Annotated in this window: 24 protein-coding genes and 5 pseudogenes; 18 read left to right on the top strand and 11 right to left on the bottom strand. The window is 60.8% G+C overall.

Going from position 1 to position 22,109, the window contains the following annotated elements; genetic code table 11:
- Nucleotides 1–487: IS110 family RNA-guided transposase (locus NF876_RS37070; RefSeq protein ID WP_262272960.1), on the bottom strand; the 487-nt coding region annotated here is incomplete at its 3' end.
- Between the two features lie 121 nt (nt 488–608).
- A pseudogene (locus NF876_RS37065) lies at nt 609–830 on the bottom strand (IS6 family transposase); the annotation flags it as partial.
- 100 nt (nt 831–930) lie between these two features.
- Between NF876_RS37065 and NF876_RS37060 the strand changes: the two are divergent.
- Nucleotides 931–1,962 (top strand): IS110 family RNA-guided transposase, encoded by a 1,032-nt coding sequence (locus tag NF876_RS37060; RefSeq protein ID WP_210805597.1) that lies wholly within the window; start codon nt 931–933, stop codon nt 1,960–1,962.
- Between the two features lie 290 nt (nt 1,963–2,252).
- Here NF876_RS37060 and NF876_RS37055 read toward each other — a convergent pair.
- The 3 genes and pseudogenes from NF876_RS37055 to NF876_RS37045 form a co-directional block, all read right to left on the bottom strand.
- A pseudogene (locus tag NF876_RS37055) lies at nt 2,253–2,753 on the bottom strand (IS6 family transposase); the annotation flags it as partial.
- Nucleotides 2,754–2,904: 151 nt separating this feature from the next.
- Nucleotides 2,905–3,816, bottom strand: a complete 912-nt coding sequence (locus NF876_RS37050; protein ID WP_210805599.1) for an AraC family transcriptional regulator — start codon at nt 3,814–3,816, stop codon at nt 2,905–2,907.
- A 616-nt stretch (nt 3,817–4,432) separates the two neighbouring features.
- On the bottom strand, nt 4,433–5,989 hold the full coding sequence (locus NF876_RS37045; RefSeq protein ID WP_210805601.1) for a 4-hydroxyphenylacetate 3-hydroxylase family protein: 1,557 nt from the start codon (nt 5,987–5,989) through the stop codon (nt 4,433–4,435).
- 107 nt (nt 5,990–6,096) lie between these two features.
- Here NF876_RS37045 and NF876_RS37040 point away from each other — a divergent pair, with 107 nt between their 5' ends.
- Nucleotides 6,097–6,729, top strand: a complete 633-nt coding sequence (locus NF876_RS37040; RefSeq protein WP_210805603.1) for a TetR/AcrR family transcriptional regulator — start codon at nt 6,097–6,099, stop codon at nt 6,727–6,729.
- Nucleotides 6,726–7,256 (top strand): isochorismatase family protein, encoded by a 531-nt coding sequence (locus NF876_RS37035; RefSeq protein WP_210805605.1) that lies wholly within the window; start codon nt 6,726–6,728, stop codon nt 7,254–7,256. The genes NF876_RS37040 and NF876_RS37035 overlap by 4 nt, the downstream gene beginning before the upstream one ends.
- An 849-nt stretch (nt 7,257–8,105) precedes the next feature.
- Here the strand turns inward: NF876_RS37035 and NF876_RS37030 are convergent.
- Entirely contained in the window at nt 8,106–8,807 is a 702-nt protein-coding gene (locus tag NF876_RS37030; protein ID WP_262266502.1) for a transposase, read from the bottom strand.
- Between the two features lie 173 nt (nt 8,808–8,980).
- Nucleotides 8,981–10,702, bottom strand: a complete 1,722-nt coding sequence (locus tag NF876_RS37025; protein ID WP_210805606.1) for a hypothetical protein — start codon at nt 10,700–10,702, stop codon at nt 8,981–8,983.
- A 370-nt stretch (nt 10,703–11,072) separates the two neighbouring features.
- Here NF876_RS37025 and NF876_RS43710 point away from each other — a divergent pair, with 370 nt between their 5' ends.
- From NF876_RS43710 to NF876_RS36995, 7 genes and pseudogenes are all read left to right on the top strand, one after another.
- Nucleotides 11,073–11,423 (top strand): helix-turn-helix domain-containing protein, encoded by a 351-nt coding sequence (locus NF876_RS43710; protein WP_373696776.1) that lies wholly within the window; start codon nt 11,073–11,075, stop codon nt 11,421–11,423.
- 16 nt (nt 11,424–11,439) lie between these two features.
- A complete protein-coding gene (locus NF876_RS37020; RefSeq protein ID WP_262266503.1) occupies nt 11,440–11,685 on the top strand; it encodes a hypothetical protein in 246 nt (81 codons plus the stop codon).
- Nucleotides 11,685–12,913 (top strand): annotated as a pseudogene (locus tag NF876_RS37015) (IS3 family transposase). The gene NF876_RS37020 and the pseudogene NF876_RS37015 overlap by 1 nt, the downstream one beginning before the upstream one ends.
- Before the next feature lie 11 nt (nt 12,914–12,924).
- Nucleotides 12,925–13,617 (top strand): hypothetical protein, encoded by a 693-nt coding sequence (locus NF876_RS37010; RefSeq protein WP_262272959.1) that lies wholly within the window; start codon nt 12,925–12,927, stop codon nt 13,615–13,617.
- A 150-nt stretch (nt 13,618–13,767) separates the two neighbouring features.
- Nucleotides 13,768–13,947, top strand: a pseudogene (locus tag NF876_RS37005) (antitoxin Xre/MbcA/ParS toxin-binding domain-containing protein); the annotation flags it as partial.
- 158 nt (nt 13,948–14,105) lie between these two features.
- A complete protein-coding gene (locus tag NF876_RS37000; RefSeq protein WP_210805384.1) occupies nt 14,106–14,366 on the top strand; it encodes a CopG family ribbon-helix-helix protein in 261 nt (86 codons plus the stop codon).
- Entirely contained in the window at nt 14,366–14,683 is a 318-nt protein-coding gene (locus NF876_RS36995) for a type II toxin-antitoxin system RelE/ParE family toxin (RefSeq protein ID WP_210805382.1), read from the top strand. Before NF876_RS37000 ends, NF876_RS36995 begins: the two co-directional genes overlap by 1 nt.
- 340 nt (nt 14,684–15,023) lie before the next feature.
- On the opposite strand, the gene NF876_RS36990 is transcribed toward NF876_RS36995, so the two are convergent.
- The gene (locus NF876_RS36990; protein WP_210805380.1) at nt 15,024–15,326 is read right to left on the bottom strand and encodes a hypothetical protein; all 303 of its coding nucleotides are present in this window, start codon (nt 15,324–15,326) and stop codon (nt 15,024–15,026) included.
- A gap of 124 nt (nt 15,327–15,450) precedes the next feature.
- Between NF876_RS36990 and NF876_RS36985 the strand changes: the two genes are divergently transcribed.
- A complete protein-coding gene (locus NF876_RS36985; protein WP_210805379.1) occupies nt 15,451–15,843 on the top strand; it encodes a hypothetical protein in 393 nt (130 codons plus the stop codon).
- Between the two features lie 15 nt (nt 15,844–15,858).
- Complete coding sequence (locus NF876_RS36980) at nt 15,859–17,061, top strand: HAD family hydrolase (protein ID WP_210805377.1); 1,203 nt, start codon at nt 15,859–15,861, stop codon at nt 17,059–17,061.
- A 1-nt stretch (nt 17,062) separates the two neighbouring features.
- On the opposite strand, the gene NF876_RS36975 is transcribed toward NF876_RS36980, so the two are convergent.
- The 3 genes and pseudogenes from NF876_RS36975 to NF876_RS36965 form a co-directional block, all read right to left on the bottom strand.
- On the bottom strand, nt 17,063–17,842 hold the full coding sequence (locus NF876_RS36975; RefSeq protein WP_262272958.1) for an alpha/beta hydrolase: 780 nt from the start codon (nt 17,840–17,842) through the stop codon (nt 17,063–17,065).
- Between the two features lie 26 nt (nt 17,843–17,868).
- Complete coding sequence (locus tag NF876_RS36970) at nt 17,869–18,126, bottom strand: hypothetical protein (RefSeq protein ID WP_262266230.1); 258 nt, start codon at nt 18,124–18,126, stop codon at nt 17,869–17,871.
- 539 nt (nt 18,127–18,665) lie between these two features.
- A pseudogene (locus NF876_RS36965) lies at nt 18,666–19,070 on the bottom strand (IS6 family transposase); the annotation flags it as partial.
- A 185-nt stretch (nt 19,071–19,255) separates the two neighbouring features.
- On the opposite strand from NF876_RS36965, the gene NF876_RS36960 reads away from it, so the two are divergent.
- The 6 genes from NF876_RS36960 to NF876_RS36935 all read left to right on the top strand — a co-directional run.
- Entirely contained in the window at nt 19,256–19,489 is a 234-nt protein-coding gene (locus NF876_RS36960; protein WP_210805373.1) for a hypothetical protein, read from the top strand.
- Nucleotides 19,490–19,671: 182 nt separating this feature from the next.
- The gene (locus NF876_RS36955) at nt 19,672–19,890 is read left to right on the top strand and encodes a hypothetical protein (RefSeq protein WP_210805371.1); all 219 of its coding nucleotides are present in this window, start codon (nt 19,672–19,674) and stop codon (nt 19,888–19,890) included.
- 345 nt (nt 19,891–20,235) lie between these two features.
- The gene (locus NF876_RS36950) at nt 20,236–20,415 is read left to right on the top strand and encodes a hypothetical protein (RefSeq protein WP_210805369.1); all 180 of its coding nucleotides are present in this window, start codon (nt 20,236–20,238) and stop codon (nt 20,413–20,415) included.
- A 195-nt stretch (nt 20,416–20,610) separates the two neighbouring features.
- On the top strand, nt 20,611–20,946 hold the full coding sequence (locus NF876_RS36945) for a hypothetical protein (protein WP_210805367.1): 336 nt from the start codon (nt 20,611–20,613) through the stop codon (nt 20,944–20,946).
- A 6-nt stretch (nt 20,947–20,952) separates the two neighbouring features.
- Nucleotides 20,953–21,210, top strand: coding sequence for a WGR domain-containing protein (locus NF876_RS36940; protein WP_210805365.1), 258 nt, complete (start codon nt 20,953–20,955; stop codon nt 21,208–21,210).
- A 291-nt stretch (nt 21,211–21,501) separates the two neighbouring features.
- A partial coding sequence (locus NF876_RS36935) for an outer membrane protein (RefSeq protein WP_262272957.1) occupies nt 21,502–22,109 on the top strand: 608 nt, incomplete at its 3' end.

Genomic DNA, 22,109 nt, shown 5'->3' with positions numbered 1-22,109 from the left:
CGATCAGCTGGCGCGTGTTGCGAGCGCCTTGCGCCACCACGATGCCCAACTCGGCGAAGTGACCGCGCAGAGCATTGATCAGGGCGGTTCGCTGCCCGATCAGGAGATCGCGGGCCCCGTGCAGCATGAGGGTGCTTTGCTGCTGCGGGCTCTTGACCGGGACGAACCGCATCGACGGCCGCGTGACGGCCTCACAGATCGCAGCCGCGTCGGCGGCATCGTTCTTCTGCCGGCGCAAATAGGGTTTGACGTAGGCGGGCGGGATCAGGCGGACCTCATGCCCGAAGGCCATGAGCGTGCGGGCCCAGTGGTGAGCGGTCGCGCAAGCCTCCAGCCCGATCAGGCAAGGGGAAAGAGTTTTGAAGAAACCTGGTACCTGGCTGCGACGCAGTGATTTGCGCAGGACGATCTTTCCGCTCTTGTCGATGCCATGCACCTGGAAGACGTTCTTCGCGATATCAAGGCCGACCGTGGCAATCTCTGGCATGGACGTGGATCCTCTCCGGTTTTGGACATGCCCATTCTGGCACGTCTGACGCTGGTGGAGGGCGCCATCCACGACATCAGGTTAACGGTCTGAGGTCGCAGAGCCCCATAGGATCAGCCGGTCAGAAGCTCACATCATAGCCAGTTACCTCGACCCAAGTCGCGAAGGCCCAGGCACGGGCACGGCGATGATCAGCGGCGTTGGTATCGGCGGGACGTCGAAAGAGATTTGCGACCTGATCATGAGTTGAGAGAAAGCGCTGGGCCTGTCCGGCTGACTTAAACCGTTTCATAATGCGCTCGCGTCGTCGGGTCGGCTGATGAGAATTCTCAGATGAGGTATTCGGCCTGCCGCCGCGCCTGCCACGTCACTACGAGGTGCAGCGCTCCAGGCTGATGGTACAACGAGGTCGCGGCCTCGAGCCTCAGTGGGAGAAGCGCAACATGAAGCACTATGCGGGTTTGGACATCGCGGTCAAAGAAACCTCCGTGTGCATCCTGGACGAGACGGGGAAGATCTGCCGTGAGGTCAAGGTCGCCACTCATCCGGAGGATCTTTTGCGGATCCTACAGGATCCAGCCTGGCACCTAGAGCGGATCGGGCTGGAGGCGTGCCAGCTCTCGCAGTGGCTCTTCGACGGGCTGGCCGAGGCCGGCCTGCCGGTCGTGTGCATCGAGACGCGTCACGCCAAAGCCTTCGTGAAAGCGCAGATCAACAAGAGCGACCGGAACGATGCCCGCGGCATCGCCCAGATGATGCGGGTCAATCTCTTTCGTCCGGTGCACGTGAAGTCGCTCACCAGTCAGAAGCGGCGGGTGCTGCTGACCGCCCGCAAGCTCCTGCAGGAGAAGGCCATCGCAATTGAGAATGACATCCGCGGCCTATTGCTGAACTTCGGTCTCAAGGTTGGCATGGTGAGAGCGGTCAAGTTCGAGCAGCGCATTCGCGAGCTCGTTGCAGGCCTGGCGGACCTGGCCGAGATTGTCGAGCGGCTGCTGGATGCCCGGCGCAAGCTGCGCGAGCACTTCGCCGCTCTGCACCGCAAGCTTCTGGACCTCGCTCGTGGGGATGAGGTGTGCCGGCGCCTGATGACCATCCCTGGGGTGGGGCCGGTTGTGTCGCTGGCTTTCGTAGCGACCATCGACATTCCAGCCCGGTTCCGGAACTCGAAAGCTGTCGGTCCCGTCCTGGGGCTGACGCCCGTCCGCAGCCAGTCCGGCGAAAGTGATCGGGTTGGCCGGATCTCGCTCTGCGGAGATGGCATGATGCGAACGTTGCTGTTCGAGGCGGCTCAGACGATGCTGCGGCAGTCCACCCGGTGGTCGTGGCTGAAGGCCTGGGCCATGAAGGTGGTCCAGCGGCGCGGCAGCGGAAAGGCCGTTGTCGCCCTAGCGAGACGTTTGGCCGTGATCATGCATCGCATGTGGTGCGACGGCTCGGACTTCCGGTGGACCAGGGAGGTTCAGGTGGCCTGAGCAGATCCGGCCGATCGCGAGCAGTCAGATAAGGAGAAGCACGAGCTTCCGCACCAGAGCGGGAGGCTGTCCCCTGCGGGACGACGAATGAAGTGAGTTCGAAATCGCGCATGCTCCTCGCACCTCTGGGTGCAGAAGGACGCTTCTCAGATAGTTCCGCTTCATTCTTCCGACCCCATGATGGAAGGGCCATTGTGCCGAATCCGAAGAGAAGCAAGAGCCCGCAGGACAGCTCACGCCCTGGAACTGGACCATCTGATTGCGCTTGACTCCCATCGGCCGAATAGAGATGCGCGATTGTTCAAGCCTTTATGCTGCCGATGCTCAACACCGGGCATGACTTCTCGCTTTGCAGCGGCATAGCTGGCCAGCTTGTCCGTGATCATCACGCGAGGGGTCATGCCCTGCTTCTTGAGCAATTTGCGTAGCAAGCGCTTGGCCGCTTTCGCATTGCGACGGCTCTGAACCAAGATGTCGAGCACGACCCCATGCTGATCGACGGCGCGCCAGAGCCAATGCTTCCGGCCCGCGATGCTGATCACGACCTCGTCTAAGTGCCATTTGTCACCCGGCGCAGGAAGACGGCGACGGAACTGATTGGCAAAGGCCTGGCCAAACTTCAGAGCCCATTGGCGTACCGTCTCGTGGGTGACCTCAATGCCTCTTGCTGCGAGCATCTCCTCAACCATGCGCAGGCTGAGTGGGAACCGGAAGTACAGCCACACGGCATGGCTGATCACCTCAGCCGGAAAGCGGTGACGAGCATAACGAGAATGGCGGGTCGGCCTCATGCCCTCGCCTATGCCAGCATTCCGTCACCCTTCCGTTAACCTGACGATGCCGTTGCCAGGTCAGCCGCATCCTGGAATTGAGCCTGCTGATCCGATGCTGGTGCTTCGCAATGCCGCCTACCCCATCTCGTTCAGCGAGAGACAGTAATAGCTAGGAACGCAGGGATCGGCGCCATTGTCTGGGCCCAGCCCCGACAAAGCGCGTGAATGTCGTCGTGAAGTGGCTCTGATTTGCGAAGCCGCAGGCGATAGCGATTTCTGCAAGAGGCATCGCGGTTGTCAAAAGGAGATGCTTGGCTCGCTCAATCCTCTGATTAAGCAGCCACCGATACGGAGACATTCCAAAGGATGACTGGAAGGCGCGCGTCAGCTGACGAGTCGAAAGCAGACAGGCATTGGCAAGTTCTGACAGCGTTACGTCGCCATCTAGACTACAATCGATCATATCAGTCACGATGCGCTCTTGGCGTGCTGTGAGCCCTCCCGACCGAAATGCCTTTATGCGTCCGCCTTCGCCGTAGAAGCGGATGAGGTGCGCGTAGAGGGCAACAGCGATGTGATCGACGAACATCCTGTCTGCTTCGCCGGGACATTGAAGACTTGGGAGCAAAGCTAGGGACAGGGAATAGACGACGGGGTCGGGAATTCCTTTGCCGATTTCGAGTTTCAGATTGCGGACCGGACCGAGGCCGTTGTTTCTCGCAAAGTCCAACAGAGCTACGCGCGGAAGGTAGTATTGAACGGGATCAAACGCGCTTCCGATTTCAGCTTCAACAGTATGCTCAAGATCGTAAAGGTTGATAGTGACTCTCTCCAGCGAAGAGTGTGGACAAAGTCGATTGTCGAGCCAGAGCTTTCGGTGCTGAAAGTCGCGCAGCTGGACGGATAAGATATACGCACTCTCGTTCGGTATCGGCGTAGTACGACCGTGAATTGAGCGGTCCGAGCAAATACGGGTCGCCGCAAATTGATGCTTCTTAATTTTCCGCAACACCGTAGGGGGCGAGACTTTGAGCCCGGCGTACTGCGCAACATTCCGGCCGTAAGCCCCTATTTCGCTCATAAGTCTGCCCGCCCGGTTGCGTGGTAAGGTGCTCTTCCAAACAAAATAGATTGATACGGACTAGAAGCTACCAGTTCCGGACTGCCGAGACCACCGATCCGAACTGGCGTCCGCGACTAGAATTTGGGCAATTTCGGCGCTTGTGTAGGGTTTCGGATGCCGGCCCATCGCAGACGCAACCACGTGCACCGGAGCCGGCGTCCGAAAGCCTCCAGGGAACGAACCCGCGGGATGAAGTCCGCAGATTTTAGCTTATGGGGATTTGACGGTTCCGCCTGGCCCGCTATGGCCGGATAAACGCATTTGGCGCGTTCGACGTAAGTCTTCGACCGGTAGCCAGGACGCGGGAAGCCCGTGCAGGGTGCGATGCCGCCGTTGAAGAGCCGATGATTCCAGCCTTGCGACCTGTATCACCGGAGCCTGCGAGTTCAGTCGAACGAAACGATCCGGCCGCCGATGGTGAGCGTCCTCGGCGATGGTGCAATCCGGACGGATCCCCCACCCAGCGGGCATAAGTCTGCGCATAGGAACCAGTCAGGGCTCCGTCCTCCCTGGCTTCTCTTCCTGTTCGTGACGGCAGGCGTGGCGGGCCGGGCTGATCCGGCCCACCCCATGCTCACTCGGCGGCAGGTGCGATCGGAGCCGGCTCGACCGCCTGGGGCTGCGGCAGGGCCGGCACCTCGCATCCGGTGGCGCAGCAGCGCCCGGGCTGCTTGGACACCCGCTGGCCCTGGTCGAGGATGCCCCGGTCGAGCAGGCTCTCGACGAGTTCGACCTTCTCCATGACCGGGTAGTTGCGCCAGATCTCCCGCTTCATCGCCTCCGGCGAGCCGCCGCCGTGCAGGGAGATCACGGAATACCACCCGCCCTGATTCGAGACCGTGAGGTCCTCGATGAAGCGGGCCACCTCCATGCGCTGCTCCATCGGGATGTCGGGCCGTCCGCCGAGCACGGCGCTCAGCGAGGCGGCGGTCTCGGGGTTGTGGTCCTCGTCCGGTTCTGGCAGGGCGACGATCAGGCCGCCCGACACGTAATGGGCCACCTTGTGCATGTCGTAGATCTTGGTCGCCAGCAGCAGCTTGCCGATGTTGGAGAAGACGGCGTCCGGCATCACGGAGCCGGCCGGGTCCTTCGTGCAGTAGACCGAGGACGCGACGCCGCAGGCGTAGAAGCTCTCGGTGATGGTGATCAGGTCGACCATCTGCTCCCGGATGTGACCGTGGCGGTCCGCGTCGAGCCCGTTCGCCTCGATCATCAAGGCTCCCGCACCGATGAGAAGATCACCGAAGCCCGCACGTGCCCCAATGCAGGAGTGGCGGTGATGGGTCGCATACGAGGTGGTCAGGAACCCGCCCTCCTCATATTCGCCTGCCAGGAACACGCGGTCGTGCGGCACGAACACGTCGTCGAAGATCACGACGCCCGTCGACTGGCCGTACTTGTTCGAGAACTTCGCCGCGGCCTCGCCGGGCCGCCCGGCCCGACGCGCGACGATGGTCACGCCAGGTGCATCGACGGGAACGGCACAGCACAGGGCGAAGTCAGCGTCCTCCTTCGTGTGCGTGCGGCAGGGCATGACGAGGAATTCGTGCATGTAGGGCGCACCCGTGACGATGGCCTTGGTGCCCCGGATGACGATGCCGTCGGGACGGCGCTCTTTGATGTGGACGTAGACGTCCGGGTTCGCCTGCTGGCCCGGCCGCTTCGAGCGGTCGCCCTTGGCATCGGTCATGGCGACGCCGAGCGTCAGGTCGCGGTCCTGCACGTCGTGCAGGTAGTTCAGGAAACGCTGCGAATAGTCGGTGCCATGGTTGTCATCGGTGCGCTTCGTCGCCTGGAAAATGCCGTTCAGGGCATCATGGGTAAGGTAGCGCTGGGCACAGCCCGAGACCTTGCACACGAGGCGGACCGCCTCGAGCTTGTAGAGCAGGTCGGTCGAATTCTCGTTGATGTGGAGCATTCGGTTGACGGTCTTACCCGACGTGCCCTGGCGCGCCGTCATGATGTCCTGGTGCTCGGGATAGTGAGCGAAGTCATAGGTCACACCAACGCCGTTGATGCCGGGGGCCAGGAGGGGCTCGTCGGCGACGCTCTCGACCCTCTGGCCGTCGACGAACACGCGTGGGCTATATGCGCGAAGGGACTCCCGGTAGGCGGCAGCGTCCATCAGCATGGCTTCCTCCTCGAGGGCTGTTACAAGATTTGAACAATGTTAGAATGATGAGAACTTGAACACTGTTAGAATTTCTGTCAACTGCTTTCGAAATCGAGGGATGTGACATGGTGGTTCGGCGGACGGAACGGCGGCAGGCGGTCAGCGACCACAAGCGCGCGCTCATCCTGGAGGCCGCGCGGGAAGTGTTCGCCACCGAGGGTCTGGAGGGAGCCAGCCTGCGCGCCATCGCGACGCGGGCCGGCTACACCCCGGCGGCGCTCTACTTCCACTTCGCCTCCAAGGAGGCGATCTACGCCGAGGTGTTGCAGGGTTCGCTGGCTGCTCTCGGCGACGCCGTCGACGCGGCGGTGGCGAAGGCCCGGTCCCCCGAGGCGCGGCTGCGGGCGGCCGCGATGGCGTTCTTCCGGTTCTATGCCGAGAACCCGCGCGACCTCGACCTCGGCTTCTACCTGTTCCGGGGCGGCATGAAGCCGAAGGGGCTTGGCCGTGAACGCGACGTGTCCCTGAACGACAGCCTCGAAGCGGCGCTGCGCCCGATCGCCGACGCGGCCGAGGCGCTGGGTTCCCCCCGGTCGGAGGCCGAACTCCTGATGGTCGACACGTTCGCTCATGCCACGGGGCTCCTGCTCCTGCTCCACACGGGCCGCATCCGGATGTTCGGTGCATCCGCAGCCGATCGCATGGAAGCCTATGTCGATGAGCGGATCGATCTGCTGAAACGGGAGACACGGGAATGAAGACTATCGATCGCGATCGTTCCACCCTTCTCGTCATCGACATCCAGGGCAGGCTCATGCCCGCCATCGAGGACGGGCCTGCCGTCATCGCCAACGCGAAGCGTCTTACGGAGGTGGCGGCACTGCTTGCGGTGCCCGTCCTGTTCACGGAGCAGAACGCGGCCGGGCTGGGTCCGACGGTACAGGAACTCACGCCGTCGGGTCCCGTCGCCCACAAGATGACCTTCGACGCCGTCCGCTCACCGGGATTCATCGACATGTTGCCGAAGGACGGCGCGATCGTCGTGGCCGGTTGTGAGGCGCATGTCTGCGTCTTGCAGACGGTTCTTGGGCTCCTGGGCCAAGGCAGGCAGGTGTTCGTGGTGCGCGATGCCCTCGGGTCGCGCCGTGCGGAGAGCAAGGAAACCGCCGTTCGCCGCATGGAACGCCATGGTGCCGAGATCGTCACGACCGAGATGGTGACGTTCGAGTGGCTCACGACCTGCGAGCATCCGCGATTCCGGGAGGCCGCCGCACTCATCAGGTGAAAGCCGGATGCGAACACCGATGTGATCGCGAACAAGCACGGGGAACGGAGACGGAAGCAGCCTGGTACTTCGACGTGGTGTCACCGTACGCCTACCTCGCCTTGGGCGGGCACTGTCAACTTAACTGAGTAAAGGTCGCTTTCCGGCGCTTTCAGCGGTTCCCTGGTAGGTCTAATCTATTGAAAATAATCGGCCCCCTCCGGGCCTAAACACCCGCAAGAGCAAGTAAAGGCGTTAAGTTGACAGTGCCCCCCAGCGTTAGTCGGCCCCTCAATTTCTCTGGCCAGCATGGCTGGTCCAACCGCAAATCGATCCTGGTCACTTTCAGGCGGAAGGACTGGTATTGGCACATGCCCGAAGAGACCGAACTTCCAGGATGGGCCGACAAGCGGACCTTCCTATTGGGTTGTCGAGATGATTAGTCTGGCACTGCTGCGGGCTCTCGAGGTTCCGGAGGCAGGCAATCCAAACCGCGTTGTGATCGATGCAGCGCCCCAGACCGTCTCGCCGTCACCTCCCGCGCGCTGTCACTGGCCAAATCGCGACGAGCTCTTCGGCCCGCACTACGTGGAGTTCGTCAAGCAAATTCACAGTCGGATCATGATGCGGCACGATGCATTCCACCCCTGCAGCTGGGGGAGCGCTGCCCATGGGATTGTCTGGCCGGCGGCGCTATCGGGCCTGGGGATCGTCTAGCTTGAGTAGACGGCTATCTCCTGGATCGGATCATCCCAGCCCATCCTTTCCGAGATAAAGAAGGAAATAAGCAGGAAGTGATCCACCTGCCATCCCGCTGACTTTATGGGCAGCGGAAGTTCAGCGTCGCACCTTAGTGGTTCATCCGGTAAGTCATGCAGCTCTCGGCAGTAGGGCGATCCCGGGTGAGCGACGCGGCCGATGTCGGCGGCGTTGACCCCAGACAAAGGAATGGCGGTGCGCATTCCAGTAAACCGTGGCGCGGTCGATCGCCTCGGTGATCTCGTCCCAGGTCTCAAACCGCCGGCCCGCCAGTGCCAGCGAGCGCAGGATCTTCCACCAGGGCTCGATCAGGTTAAGATAGGCCGCGTATTTGGGCTGGAACACCATCTCCCAGCGTGGATGCGCCAGCACGAACAGCAATACGTCGGCGGTGCGGTGGGAGCTCAGGTTATCCATGATCGCGTAGATCCGCTCCGTCGAACTCGGGATCGAGGTCTCAACGTGCTCCAGGAAGTCGACCCAGTGGGCACCGCCGCGACCAGGATAGGGATGCGTGAAGGCTTCGCCCGTGGCCGGACGAAACGCACCAAAGACATAGCCTTTGGCGCGCCGGCCGTAGTCGATCTCCTGTCGGGCTCGCTCGACCGGTCGCGTTCGGCTGAGGTGGCTGCCACCCTGTGCGAGCGAACACTGGTCAGGCGGCCTCCGGTTTGGCGCTGTTTCGCAGTCAATGCCGTTTGATCTGGCCTCCCAACTCTGCCCGCGCTTGGATACCGGAAGAATGTGCGTCGGCCGCCGGTATCGATCAAGGAATGAGAGATGGGTGATGTAGCTAGGACCCTGATCCCTCACTAACTATTACTCGCTTTTGAGCAGAGTGCGACCAAGAAGCCGGTAGCATTGGCGAGGCATCGTTCCAGGTTTGTCCTGTTTGGCGCGGTTTATTGCACAAACCTTGCACGCTCCCCGAATGGGCAGGAAGTGATCCAACTGCCGTCCCCGCTCGCTTTATGGACAGCGGAAGTTCAGCGTCGCTTCTTAATCGGGAGAGTGAGTTCGATGCACCTGTTCATGGAGGCTTCGTCGACACAGTATTCGAACGGAGATTTTCGTCCGAGCACCGGTTGGGCGGTGTTCATGTAAAGATCGAGGAGTGGGCCAGCGTGAACCTTCGACGCCTCTTTTCGTAACGCCTGCCGTGCCTTCTCGGCGATCTGGTGAGCACGATGTTCTTGCTCAAGACGATGGCTTAGGTCAGATGCCAAGCGCGCTGCCTTCCAGAACCCCTCTTCGCTTTCTTGTGCAGCATCAACAGGCTTCACACCATTCAGATCTGCGTTCGGGACGAACGGCCAGTCGGACCATCCAGGGCCCAGGACATCCTGCACGCGCCGCTGAAGGTTCTGGACCCGTCGGTTGGCTTGTTCCCGAAGCAGTGCCTGACGTGCCTGTTCATCGGCCTCCTTTTGCTGTCGCTGCCTTTCCTTTTGTCTTGCGATATAGCCCGCGAGGGGAAGCCCGAAGACATCCGCGCCCAACACGGCATTGGATCTGAAGCACGATCTAACTTTGCTGAATTCCGCTTCGAACTGAGCGAACTGCCTGTCGTCGAAACGTACAATCTGGCGGATCGAGTATGCTCTCCCAGGAAGGGGTTGGCCGGCCCAGTGTTCGAAGGAGAAGGCTTTTGTCTCCTCCTGGGGTAGCGCCGCAAGAATTTCCCCAACTTCCGATCGGATCTGGCGCATCCGGATATCAGGGAGGGCGCGACGGTAACGAGCATTCTGGACCTCGGCGCCAATGAAACGATTGAGGATCCATTGCTTACCGTCGGAGGCCGGAACGAGAATTCCGGCTTTGGCCAGAGAGACGATCCACGAATGAATGGCATCTTGAGGCAGAGCAAAGTCGGCCTCAACCTGCCGGATCGCTTCTGCCTCTGCTTCTGTGAGCCGACTGAAGCGGTGATCAATCCAGCCGCGGTCCCTGATCTTCCGTAATGCCCCCTGAACGCTAATGAAGGTGCGTTTGCCGCTGGCGGCGATATCGACCATGTCGGCTAAGATGGTGGCCTGCCAATCTTGGGCCGGAACGGTGAAACATCCATAGCCCGGAACTGCAATACCGATGGCCCGCGTGAGGTTGTCCTCCGCAATTCGAGCGACGGCCGGATAGGCGAACACAGTTATGTTGATCTGAGTGCGCGCTTTTATGTATGTGGCGCGTAGCGCAGCAATTCGACGTCCGAATTGTTCAGCTCGTTGCTGGCGGCGGGCATCAAGGGCGGCTTGTCCATCCCGGAGCATTGGATTGTGGAGCCATTTGCGGGGCGCCTTGTCCAGAATGGCCCGTTCGAGCCCTTCACGGCTATCGATCTCGTGGGAGATCCCGGAGAGATCAATTTCAATGGCGCTCAGGTTCATTTCCTCAATCTGAGCGATCTTTTCCGGGCCGCATTCATGGGTGACGGCAAACTCTACGAGAAGATCTCGGTCCCCTTTACGGACGATAACGTCTGGGACGATGCTCCCCAGCCTGTTCTCGAGGAGAGCGGAATCGAAATTGAAAATCCTGCCCTCAAAGCCGATCCATCGGTCCTCGCCCTCTGTGAGGTCGAGGGTGGGCAGGAATAGGTGGAGCCGCCGGGCGAGAACCTCCTTGGCGAATTTGTGGAGCGCTGTTTCGGGGCCTGTCCTGCAGGGCCGCTCGTTGCCCGAGCTGTGGTGCCCGAAATGGTGATCCTTCACATCGCCTTTGCGCGCGACGAGAGGCGCCCCGCATTCCGGGCATTTGCAATCGCACTGCGTCCCGCGGGGAACCTCCGAGATGTGTGCGATCGATCCGTCGGGTCGCTCCCCAAAGACGAGACTTCTCTTACCATCTCCGCACGTGAAGCCGGAGAGCGGCGACCGTATCATCGGGGGCACAGGTTAGGTGATGGGCAAGTCATAGCAACGAGAAGCCTGGGTCAAATTCCTGCGACTTTCAAGTCAGCTTCATGCCACGGCCATCCGCGACAACCGCTCAGGCTGGAGAGGGAAAGCGGATGATCAGCCGGAACGCCGGTTCTCGCTGGCTCGTTGTCCGGATCTGATCACCCACAACGAGCTTTAGCCTATGCCCCGACAAGTCACAGATGCGAACGGAGTCACATGGACCTGCAGCCCAGCGTCCTCCGGCTTGGGAGTGGCCCCGGATAAGTCTAAAGGCGGCGCAGTCCGCCTAGGCGCTATGATGTGTGCTGGCGCGGGAGCTCCTAGGCCGGGCGACCCGCGCGTGCCGCAGCAAGTCCACGCGACCAGATCTGCTCAACCTCCTCCTGTCACGCCCTCTGTGACGGTGCCTCTGGGCGCCAAACTCCTTAAGGTGACGCCCAAGGCAGTCGATTTCATGCTACTGCAACTGGGAGGTGCCCTGCCGAGGGAATTGACCGGCCGACGCCGCTACCGCGCATGGGGCATCGTCTAAGAGGATCTTGAGCAGAATGCCGGGACCGAAACGACATCATTATAACGCCGAGATGTGGCAGGAGCGCTTCGTCAACGGGGACGGCGGCCTGTGGGTCTATAACAAGAAGCAGCCAGATCGCGGGGTCATTCCTCTCATGCCCAAGGACACGTTCGTCGTAGGGCATCTGTACTCAACTGTGGAGGCCGACGGATCCAGGGGCTCCTCCGCCCCACAGTTTCCTGAGACACCCTATAAGCGGACGGGATCCGCAGAAGGGTGATGACGATGACAGAGACGATGAAGGATGCGGCCGGTTTGGGCCGCGGTGGGCGGATGTCGCGCCAGCGCAAGCGCGAGGCGGTTCTGCGGCTGCTGCGCGGTGAGGATCTGGACACGGTCTCCCGCTCGCTGGGCGTGACGGCCGCCACGCTGAGCGACTGGCGCGAGGCCTTCCTGGCGGCCGGCGAGGCCAGTCTCGCCACCCGGCCGGCCACTGGTGAGGCGCTGGAGACTGAGCGGCTCAAGGCCCGGCTTGGCGAGATGCTGCTGGAGCGCGAACTGCTGGAGGCCAAGATCACCCTTCTGGAGAGCGGCCGCCCTTTAGCCCAGAGGAGGTCGAGGCGATGAGCCGGGCCCTCTCGCCGAGCCGCGGCCAGCCCTATGGCCTGGCCCGCGTCTGCCGGATCTGGCGCGTGGCCCGGGCGAGCGTCTACCGCCATCGCAAACCGCAAACGGACCGGCAGCGCCGCGGCCCGGTTGGACCACGGCCCGATCCGGAGCTCACAACCGAGATCCGCGCCGTCCTGGCCGCCAGTCCGTTCCATGGCGAAGGCCATCGGAAGGTCTGGGCGCGCCTGCGCCTGAAGGGCATCCGCACCTCGCTGCGCCGGGTGTTGCGGCTGATGCGCGAGCACGACCTCCTGGCGCCGTCCCGGACCGGCTCACCCCGCGGGCCGCGCAACCATGACGGCACGATCATTCCGGAGACCATCGATACCTTGTGGGGCACGGACATGACCACTGCCTGGACCGGCGAAGGGCAAGTCGCTGTTTTCGTGGCGGTCGATCACTACAGTGCCGAGTGCGTCGGCCTTCACGCCAGTCGCCAGGCCACCCGCTTTGAGGCTCTCGAGCCGCTGCGCCAGGGCGTACGCGAGCACTTTGGCGGCTTTGCTAAAGGGATTGCTTCAGGCCTGTCGGTCCGGCACGACCATGGCAGCCAATACATGTCGCGAGCATTCCAGGACGAGTTGCGGTTTCTCGGGATTGAGAGCTCGCCCGCTTTCGTGCGCGCGCCGGAAGGGAATGGCTGTGCAGAACGGTTCATCCGCACCCTCAAGGAGAACCTGCTGTGGGTGCACCGCTTCGAGACCATCGAGGAGCTGCGCCAGGCGCTGCTGGCTTTCCAGGAGAGCTACAACTCCACCTGGCTGATTGCCCGGCATGGCTTTCAGACGCCGAAAGCCGTCCGGCAAAACCAGCTTCCATCCGCGGCCCTCGCCGCGTAGGCTTCAATCCGGTGTCTCAAAAACTGCGGGCGGTACAGGGCCCTGCTCTCGAAGAGTATTTTTCGACGGTCGAAAGCGACACGAACTGGATCATCGAGAAGTTAGTTTGTGCAGCCAGACAGCGAGTAGATCCCCAACTCGGTCCGTCAGAGTTCGAGACTTGGACCCGCTTCTTCATCTATCAACAGAAGCGCGTTCCAGACTTTTTCAAAGCGGTCAGTGACAATGAGGTTACTCCGGAGCGGATCGATGCGATCATAGGCGAATATGAGGCTGCGGTTGGGCCTGTTCCCGCGGAAATCCGGGAACAGTTTAAGAGCCCGGAATTCGTTGAACGCTTTAAGCAGAATTCGCTTGTGGCGGCTATTCGTGATCCATCCCCGATGGTCGAGCAAGCTCTGCGCCGTAAGGGTCTGGCCATCGCAGTCATAATTCGAGACACTCAATCATTCATCTTGGGAAGCAGTCCAATGGCACGGTTAGGCGTCCGGAACGGCTCGTCTCTTGATAATCCTGAGGTCGAGCTTTGGCTGCCGGTCGCCCGAGATGTGGCTGTAGCGCCATATGGCAGTCCAGGTGAGATCCGGATCGAGGGTATCGGCGGCCAACACGTTCGCAGGATCAATCAGACCATCTTTGCCCAAAGCACCATAGTAGCTTCCGGGTCCAAGCAACTAGTCGAGTCCTTGCTTGTTCCACGCTAGAGGCCCTTGATGCTCCTGCAGTTGGGAGGAGCGCTGCCAAGGGAATTGACTGGCCGACGGCCTATCGGGTCTGGGGATCGTATAGGGGCATACCTTGGCGTACAGTAGCCGCATGAAAGGCGATTGGGGATGACTATGGATGAGGCGACGCTCCGGATCCTCAAAATGGCTGAAGAGCTGGCGGGCGACGAGCAACGCGCTGTGATCTGGTTCGAGCAGCAGCCAATTCCGGGCTGGGACGGAAAGACAGCCTATGACCTCGTCCAACAGGGCAAGGCGGATAAGGTCCTGGCCTATCTGGAAGCGGTAAAATCCGGCCTCTATTCATGAACCAGGAAGGGCGATGTCGATCCGTGCCGATTGGATTCAGCTTACATACCAAAAGCGATGATATCGCCGGCGTTGCGCCTCTCCTCGACCAGCTGCTCCAGGAACATTGACCTTCCAACCGGGTTGTAATACCGTGTATTACAAATAGGAGAGGGCTGATGCCGAAACCGGAACTGTCGGATCCGATCACCCTGCGGCTCCCCCTTGAGGTTCTGCGCGAAATCGAGGGGATCGCAGAAGCTACCGACCGGACCAGGTCATGGGTCATGGTCCGCGCCCTCAAGCTGTATCTCGCTGGCGAGGGTAAGGATATTCTCGCGGCCGTAGAGGGCCGCAAGCAGATCGCCAGCGGCCAGTCTCACGATATGGAAGACGTCCTGAACGAGATCGAGACCATCGCCAACGGCAAGGCGGCTTGATGCGCGTCAGGCTGTCCGAGAACGCCCGGGCCTACCTACTTCGAGAGACCGCCTACCTAAGGAAGCTGAACCCGGCCGCGGCGCGGAACCTGTCCCGCCAGATGCGGAACGCCCAGCGCAACCTGGCGGCATTCGACGGGATGGGCTTTGAAAGCGAGGAACTGCCGATCAGGGGGATGCGCCGGCTCGTCGTCGGAGACTATCTGATGGACTATGAGGTCGTTGGCAACGAGATCCACGTCCTCGCCATTCGTCACGGGCGCCAACTACCTCCGGATGTGCCTCTGGACGACGATTACGACTACGAGGCGGACTGACCATCCTGTCCAACTGCATCGGCAACAATCTCCGGCTCAATCAAGAGCACGCTACCAAACCGACGCTCAATCTCGGCCGCCGCGAGCTCTGACGCCTCAATAGTGATGCGGTTAGGATCAGTCCCGCCTCTAATCCAGACGCCTGGCATCTCCCGAACGTAGTCCTCTGCTGTGGATGGGCTCGCCTGAGCTTCCCGTCGAGTCGCGACAACGTAGGTGGACATTGGCGATCCTCCTTATTTCCAAAAAGGAACATATATGGAACATGAAACTTGCGCACACGGTCAAGCTCAACCTGCAAAAAGGAAGCTGTTTGTTCAAAAAGAAGGATCGACCGGCCTCATGAGTAGTCGACGTCCCGACCGAAATCAGGAGGACGATCGAGTTCGAGATCCTGCAACGGGGCGGACGCCAAGAGAGCCTTCAACCCTTGCTCCGGGGAGTGGATCTCCGGCTCAATCGAGAGAACGCTACCGAAGCGGCGCTCAATCTCCGCTGCCGCAAGGTCTGTCGCCTCGATGATGACGCGATTGGGATCGCTGCCGCCCATGATCCAAACGCCCGGTACTTCTCGGACATGCTCCTCGGCTGTCGTATGACTGGGCTGGGCCTCGCTCCTCGTAGCAACAACGTACGTGGCCATCGACACCTCCACTCGGGCTTGACTATGAATAGAACGTAGGACGAACATCGCTGCGCAACAATACCGTCGCGCCTTCATGGTATGCGATCCAAGGGATAACGACGGCAGTTGAAAAGGGGCGAACATGATCCGGCTGACACTCGCTAGTTTAAGCCTTGTCGCGGGGGCCGGAGTTGCTGTGGCCCAAACATCTACCGCTACACCGACCGAGGTCTGCCGCGCTGGAATAGCCGCCGTCATGGGGCGTGATCCCTCGATCATGAAACTGCGGCCTGAGGCAGATTTCCTCTGGGTCACCTACACCCGCCCGACGGATAAGAAGGTCTGGTCCTATCGCTGCCGCGTGAGCGGAAACAGGATTGAATGGGCTGATGAAGCCGGTCAGTGGCGGGACAAGCCGAGCAGCACTCTCGTCACATTCGAGATCATTGATGGTGGCAAGGCAATCAAAATCACTGAAGATTATCGGGACGGCTCAAAGGCGGATAAAACCTACCCTCGGTCGAAACTGCGATGAATCAGGAGACGACGCGTGATCCGAGCAATCTGCTTTGACGCCTTCGGGACGCTAGTCGAGATCACCGACAAGCGGCGGCCGTTCCGTGCCTTGCTGCGGGGAGTGGGGAAGGGCATCACGGCCGAGGAGGTCCTCACTAAGCCTCTCAGCCTCCGAGAAGTGGCCGCAGGTGTCGGCCACGAGCTCGGGGAAGGCGACCTGGCGAAACTGGAAGCGGACCTGCAGGCTGAATGTGCCTCTATCCGCCTCCGGCCCGGGATTGCCGAAATATGGCAGTCTCTTCGGGAGCGAGGCCTTCGGATCGGCGTCTGCTCAAATCTGGCGTTGCCGTATGGGCCGCCGCTCCTAGCTGCCCTGCCAGACACTCCAGATGCCGTGATCCTCTCTTATGAGGTCGGGCTTGCGAAGCCGGATCTAGCCATTTTCAGGCTGGTGTGCGATCGGCTTGGTCTACAGCCGGCGGAAATCCAATTTGTGGGCGACACGCCGTCAGCCGACGTCGATGGACCACGAGCAATCGGCATGCCGGCGCTGCTGATTTCGGAGTTGGAGGCCTATTTGGATCGGCGAGTCCATATCGTCGGTGATCTGCCTGAGGATATTGTCGCGCTGATCGAGGCGGCTGTCGAGGCGGCAGAATCTGAGGTCTATGAGGATGGCGCAGCCATGAAAGCGGAACTGGCAAGAGCCTTCGCTGCCCCTGAGGCCTCTTACCAACCGCTCACGGCGGATGAAGTTATCGGGCGCAACTCCCAGCAGGCGCCATCCGATAGCCCGTCCATGCCGGCTACCTTCATTAGAGGATCCGGACTTGGGCGATTGGTCAGCCTGGAGGAGGGCAAAGCTCTGCTTGGTAAGATCACGGTCGATGACGATTCAACCGATTGGGCCGCATCCGAGCTCCTGAGCGCGACCGAGTTGGCGGAGAGGCTTCACGTCCCCCTGGCGACCCTGGATACCTGGCGCGACGCCAATAGAGCGGTCGCCTTCCGCAATGACGCTGGAGAGTACATCTACCCGGTCCGACAATTCGACGGGGCCGAGCCGGTAGAGGGGCTTGATCAAGTGGTCGGGTTCTTTTCCTCGCAAGAGGAGGCGTGGGAGTGGCTTGTCACGCCCTGTCGATACACCAATGACGAGGCTCCGATCGACCGGCTGCGCTCAAAGCACGTCAAGGAGGTCGCCAGAGCTGCGGAAGGTGAAAGTGATTTTCATTAGTTTAGGGCGCGACGGCTCGCCGGAAGAAATCCTCGACTTCACCATCAGCCTCTCCAAGGATGGAGACGTGATCTCCGTCGACCTCGATTAATCGCGAATTGCTCGTGACCTTGCCGATCAACTCCCTCGCAGAGGAGACCGGAATTACCGGATCCTGTTTGCCATGGATTGCGATGACCGGTGCCTTCACGCGAGTGATCCGCAAATCCGAGCGCATAGGGTCTCGCATCAGAAATCCTGGAAGATACCGGAACTGCCGCTTTGCGAGACTGAGCAGGGATGCATAGGGCGCTTCGAGGTATGCCCCGATAACCGGATGGGTCGCAGCCATGGCGACAGCAACCCCCGTACCCAGCGAGTGGCCGTGGACCAGAATGGCGGACTCAGGAGCAGCCTTTTGAACGAAGGATATAGCGGCTTCACCGTCCGCTAGGATCCCAATTTCGCTCGGAGAACCGGTCGAGCCTGGATATCCTCGATATGCGATGGCTAGGACGCCCCAGCCATGAGCGGCCCACGGCCCATTCGAGAACCGGTCTGCGGCCCAACCCGGAGCACTGGCGTTGCCATGAAATGACACGACCACGGGGCGGCCAGCTTGCGGTGCTTTCCACAGTCCATAGAGACGTTCACCGTCGGCGGTCTCGACCGTGACCTCCTGAACTTCTGGGGAGAGCTGCTCCATGCGCGCGACCGGCGGCAGGAGGTGTCGCGGGAAAACCAGATGGCGCTGGGTGACAAAAACAAGAAGAGCAATGGCCAGCCAGATCCCGATGACCACGGAGATGATAATTGCGAGCACTCGTTTCACGAACCTAGTTCGCCCTTCCTAATCGTTTCGTCGTACGCTTCTTCAATAATGCGCAACCATTCACGCTCGGCTTCGGCCATCGAAAGAATTTTCGACCACTCCGGATCTTTCTCCCAGCCTTTGCCCCAGTGACTATCGAGAAGCCGATCCAGGGCCTCGCAAGCACCCTTTTCACGCGCGCTCAGCTGATAAAGATCTGCATTGGCGAGCTTTAGTTTGACCGCGAGTGGATAGACAAAGGCAGCGATCACCATGTGCTGCCAGTTTTTCCAGTTCCGGCTGAAGTCAGACTTTGGGCCGCGGTGTGCTCTTGAACTTCTCGCCTCGTAAAATTCCTTCATCCATTTGCGGTGTCAGGGCCACGTCTGCTGCACCCTCGCAAAATCCGGTCGATAATCAGCTTTCACTCTCTTCGCCTGAGCTACGGTCCGGTCAGCGTAGGGGGCCCAAAGATCTGCGAGCGTCTCGGCGGTACCTTGAGCAGTCGCCTGAGCGGGCTCCAGAAGTCTCTCAAACGCCATAGCTGATAGCATGATGCAGCTTTCCCAATCGAGTTCCGGAACCTCGGCGTTTCCCAAAAGGGAGAACTCACGAGACGAGGCGATCGGATCCCATACAGGGGCCTTCGACCTGCGTGCTTTCGCAAGGGCATTAGCGAGGCGGAAATTAACGACCTCGCACCTGGTGCCCTCTACCTGAGACGGTCGCTGGAACACGACATCCTTGAACCGGACACCACCGATGCGAAGCCCACCGCCTCGCCGCGGATAGAACAATCCGATCTGATCCGACCCGGCGGTGATCCGCCGCCCTGCTTCTTAGGCAGCTTCCGCATCTGGCGTTTGTCTGCTTGTGCGTTACGGCGGCTTTGAACCAGGATGTCGAGCACGGCTCCGTGCTGGTCAACGGCTCGCCACAACCAATGCTTCTTGGCGCCGATGCTAATCGCAACCTCATCAAGGTGCCACTTGTCACCAACTGCCGGCAGACGCCGGCGGATCTGGTTGGCAAAGCATTGTCCGAACTTCAGCGCCCACTGCCTCACGGTCTCGTGGCTGACCTCGATCCCTCGGGCGGCGAGCATCTCCTCGACCATCCGGAGGCTGAGCGGGAATCGGAAATACAGCCACACCGCGTGGCTGATGACCTCGCCAGGAAAGCGGTAGCCGGCGTAAGGGGACTTGGTGGCGGACGTCATGCTGCCACCTACCCGTCGCGGCCTGCCTTGCCAAGCCCCGCCCCAAGTTGGCGGTGCCCCCGGGAAGCCTCAGGGCCCCGATCCATTCCCCCAACACTTGGGAGAACCGAAAAGAGGCTATAGGCAGAGCCGGGGAGTTTGATGGGAAGTGCGGAGTTGAATTCTTGAACCGGGAAAGAGCCATCATGGACGACTGGTATCCGGTCAGACTGGCGCCGCGTGACAAAACCCCTGTGATCCTCTGGATCGAGGACAGGCAGGCACCGCCGGCCTATCCGGTGACGGTCGGAGTCTGGGAAACCGACGACATCACCAGAAAGAGCTACTGGCGCGTCTTCGGAGAGCGCTACGGCACCCATATCTACTTCGATCGTCACATCATCGGCTGGCGACCGCTGCCGTGCGTGGATCGCGCCTGAGGAGCAGCCCCGAAGAGGGACTATCGGCATGACCGAGGAAAGTTAGAGTAGGACAGAACGGAATTCTGAGGGACCAGTCAATGTGGAGCGGCGGAAACCATTGGCTCGATTTTCTGTTTTGGGCGGCAATCCTGCTCGGGATGGTTTTCATTGCAAGGCTCCACGCACTCTCATGAAGCGCCATGCCTGACGAACAATTCCCGATCCGAGACGATAAGGTCGAGGCCGTGGCGCGCGCGATCCTGCGCGAGACCATCGAGCGCTCAAGCTGGTATCCCGAGTTACGTGGGAAGCGGCGCCTCGAGCAGATCGATCAGGACGTGGAGCGGCACTGGCATCTAATGATCGATGAGGCTCGGAAGCGGCTGTTGCAGGGCATTCGTCAGAGCCAAGGCGGTTGACCGGGCCGACAGAGCCAGATCCTAAAGCCGTGAAAGTGGGAAGGGGCGACTGATCTATGACGCAACCAGTCACAATTGCCTACCCGTGCCTGAAGTGCGGAGCAGGGCAAGCAATCCTGCCGCCCAAGATTGAAGCCGCAGGCTTAGTCCGGTGCTTCCAATGTGGTCGAGAACACGGGCGCTTGGATGAGGTCCAAAAAGAGCTCGCCAACAAGGCCCGCGAGGAGAGCTCTCATAAGTTGCAGCAGATCTACCGAAATCGCCCCACAGGCAAGAACCGCTCATCCTGAGATGGGCCGAGCTGAGGTAAGTGGTAGAAAGGCAGAGCGAATTGAGAACTGTGGAATGTCGATCTACTGGATGAAGACCGACGACGTGTACCCGGACGGCGGCTATAAGGACATGTCCTTCATGGCCTTTGATCCCGAGGTGCGTTTCCCGCGCTTCCACATAACGAAGAGCGATGAGACCATAGGCAACGTCCACCTGGTCAAAGGCGGCCTTCAGTCGGGGCAGTGGCAGTAGTCCATGACGGTAGCGTTGCCCGGTCCTCCCTATGGCAGTCCCACCAATGGCGTGGAAGCAAGCCGGGGTGCAGCCGCTCGGCGCGTCGTGGGATTTACCGGCACTATCTGTCCACCAGGCCGGAGCAGTATCCTCGCTCTCGGGCAAGTCGCCAAAGCCGCGGTGGATGAGGTAGGGCGAGGTTCTGGAGGGCAGATGCAAGAGGAATTTTCTGATCCAAGTGGGGCGCAGCCACAGGCTGAGATTGAGCGATATGACCGCAATGTCGAGCCTGGTGAACCTGCCGCGATCCGCGAGACCGAAGGCCATTCGCTCCGGTTCATCCTGACCGCGGTCGAGGTAGTCAATCCGAAGCAGGGGCGCGTTTACCTGAAAAAGGCCCCGTCTTCCGGCGGGACAACATTCTACATGAAGAGCGGCAAGAACTATGGAAGTCCGACAGGGCAATCCCGTCTGGTCATCCCGACGTCCGAGGTTCGTGCGTTTGCGGAGGAACACCCCCGCGGCCGGATGGGCTGGTCCAAGGGCTGAACTTTCGTGCCTGACGAGCTCCGGTCCCCGATCAAGCACCATTTGGTGCTGCACCGGATCGATCTGGTGCAGGGGATCCGGCACCTCGACTCCCTCATGATCGAACAGGATCTGTTCGGGACCGTGCGCCTGGTGCGCAACTCGGGCCGGATCGGAACGAACGGGCAGGAGCTGGTGGAGATCCACGAGGATGGAATCTCGGCCGGCAAGGCACTGGAGGCGCTAGCCGCCCTGAAGCGCCGGCGCGGGTATCGGGATTTATAAACCGCCTCAGTCGAGGTGCGAGACCGCGCTCCAGACGCAAAAAACCCTGCCCGCTGCGGGGCAGGGCTAAGTCTCTCCTCGCCTTCGGAGTGTCCGAAAACAAGAACCAGTAGGGCATACGGTCCCCACCCTGTCAAATCCACGAAGTGTTAACGTCTTGGTAAGCACAATCACCGTCATGGCCTCATCAAGGAGGGCCTAAACCGGAGCGGTGTTGCATCTTTGCCATAGTCTTTTTTTCCCGCCTCTCCATAACTGTCTCAAGATCTCCTCGCCTTAAGGATTCTCCTCATGAAAACCCGTCTTCTCGGCTTGCTCGCCGCCACCGCCTTCGCGACTGCTGGCATTTCCGCTGCGTCCGCTGCTGACCTGCCGATGCGTGCCGCTCCGCCGGCTCCCTACATCGCTGCCGTTCCGGTCTTCACCTGGACCGGCTTCTACGTCGGTGCCCAGGTCGGCTATGGCTGGAATGCCAACGACAACGACATCGTTCTCCCGAACGGGTTCGTGGTGCAGAGCGGCGACTTTGGTGACAGCGGCGACGGCTTCCTGGCCGGTGTCCATGCTGGGTACAACTACCAGATCGGCTCGTTCGTGGTCGGTGTTGAAGGCGATGTTGAAGGCGTGTTCGGCGACGACAACGATGACGTCGTCATCATTGGCCCCGGCGGCGGCGTGTTCACGAACTACGGCTTCGCGGGCAACGCTCTCGACTGGCAGGGCTCGATCCGCGCTCGCGCCGGTTTCGCGGTTGACCGCGCTTTGATCTACGCGACCGGTGGCTTCGCGTTCGCTGGTGTCTCGGATGGTTTCGGCATCCTTGGCAACGACGACACGCTGACCGGCTGGACGCTGGGTGCTGGTGTCGAATATGCCTTCACCAACAACCTGACCGCCCG

The organism is Microvirga yunnanensis (genome assembly GCF_025460875.1).
Note: the sequence above shows the minus strand (reverse complement) of the source record. Positions and strands in the feature narration are given on the sequence as shown.

Excerpts from the sequence above, each read along its gene's own strand:
- NF876_RS37060 (WP_210805597.1), top strand. The coding sequence starts at position 931 with ATGAAGCACTATGCGGGTTTGGACATCGCGGTCAAAGAAACCTCCGTG.
- NF876_RS37050 (WP_210805599.1), bottom strand. The coding sequence starts at position 3,816 with ATGAGCGAAATAGGGGCTTACGGCCGGAATGTTGCGCAGTACGCCGGG.
- NF876_RS37045 (WP_210805601.1), bottom strand. The coding sequence starts at position 5,989 with ATGCTGATGGACGCTGCCGCCTACCGGGAGTCCCTTCGCGCATATAGC.
- NF876_RS37040 (WP_210805603.1), top strand. The coding sequence starts at position 6,097 with ATGGTGGTTCGGCGGACGGAACGGCGGCAGGCGGTCAGCGACCACAAG.
- NF876_RS37035 (WP_210805605.1), top strand. The coding sequence starts at position 6,726 with ATGAAGACTATCGATCGCGATCGTTCCACCCTTCTCGTCATCGACATC.
- NF876_RS43710 (WP_373696776.1), top strand. The coding sequence starts at position 11,073 with ATGCCCCGACAAGTCACAGATGCGAACGGAGTCACATGGACCTGCAGC.
- NF876_RS37020 (WP_262266503.1), top strand. The coding sequence starts at position 11,440 with ATGCCGGGACCGAAACGACATCATTATAACGCCGAGATGTGGCAGGAG.
- NF876_RS37000 (WP_210805384.1), top strand. The coding sequence starts at position 14,106 with ATGCCGAAACCGGAACTGTCGGATCCGATCACCCTGCGGCTCCCCCTT.
- NF876_RS36995 (WP_210805382.1), top strand. The coding sequence starts at position 14,366 with ATGCGCGTCAGGCTGTCCGAGAACGCCCGGGCCTACCTACTTCGAGAG.
- NF876_RS36990 (WP_210805380.1), bottom strand. The coding sequence starts at position 15,326 with ATGGCCACGTACGTTGTTGCTACGAGGAGCGAGGCCCAGCCCAGTCAT.
- NF876_RS36985 (WP_210805379.1), top strand. The coding sequence starts at position 15,451 with ATGATCCGGCTGACACTCGCTAGTTTAAGCCTTGTCGCGGGGGCCGGA.
- NF876_RS36970 (WP_262266230.1), bottom strand. The coding sequence starts at position 18,126 with ATGGTGATCGCTGCCTTTGTCTATCCACTCGCGGTCAAACTAAAGCTC.
- NF876_RS36960 (WP_210805373.1), top strand. The coding sequence starts at position 19,256 with ATGGACGACTGGTATCCGGTCAGACTGGCGCCGCGTGACAAAACCCCT.
- NF876_RS36955 (WP_210805371.1), top strand. The coding sequence starts at position 19,672 with ATGCCTGACGAACAATTCCCGATCCGAGACGATAAGGTCGAGGCCGTG.
- NF876_RS36950 (WP_210805369.1), top strand. The coding sequence starts at position 20,236 with ATGTCGATCTACTGGATGAAGACCGACGACGTGTACCCGGACGGCGGC.
- NF876_RS36945 (WP_210805367.1), top strand. The coding sequence starts at position 20,611 with ATGCAAGAGGAATTTTCTGATCCAAGTGGGGCGCAGCCACAGGCTGAG.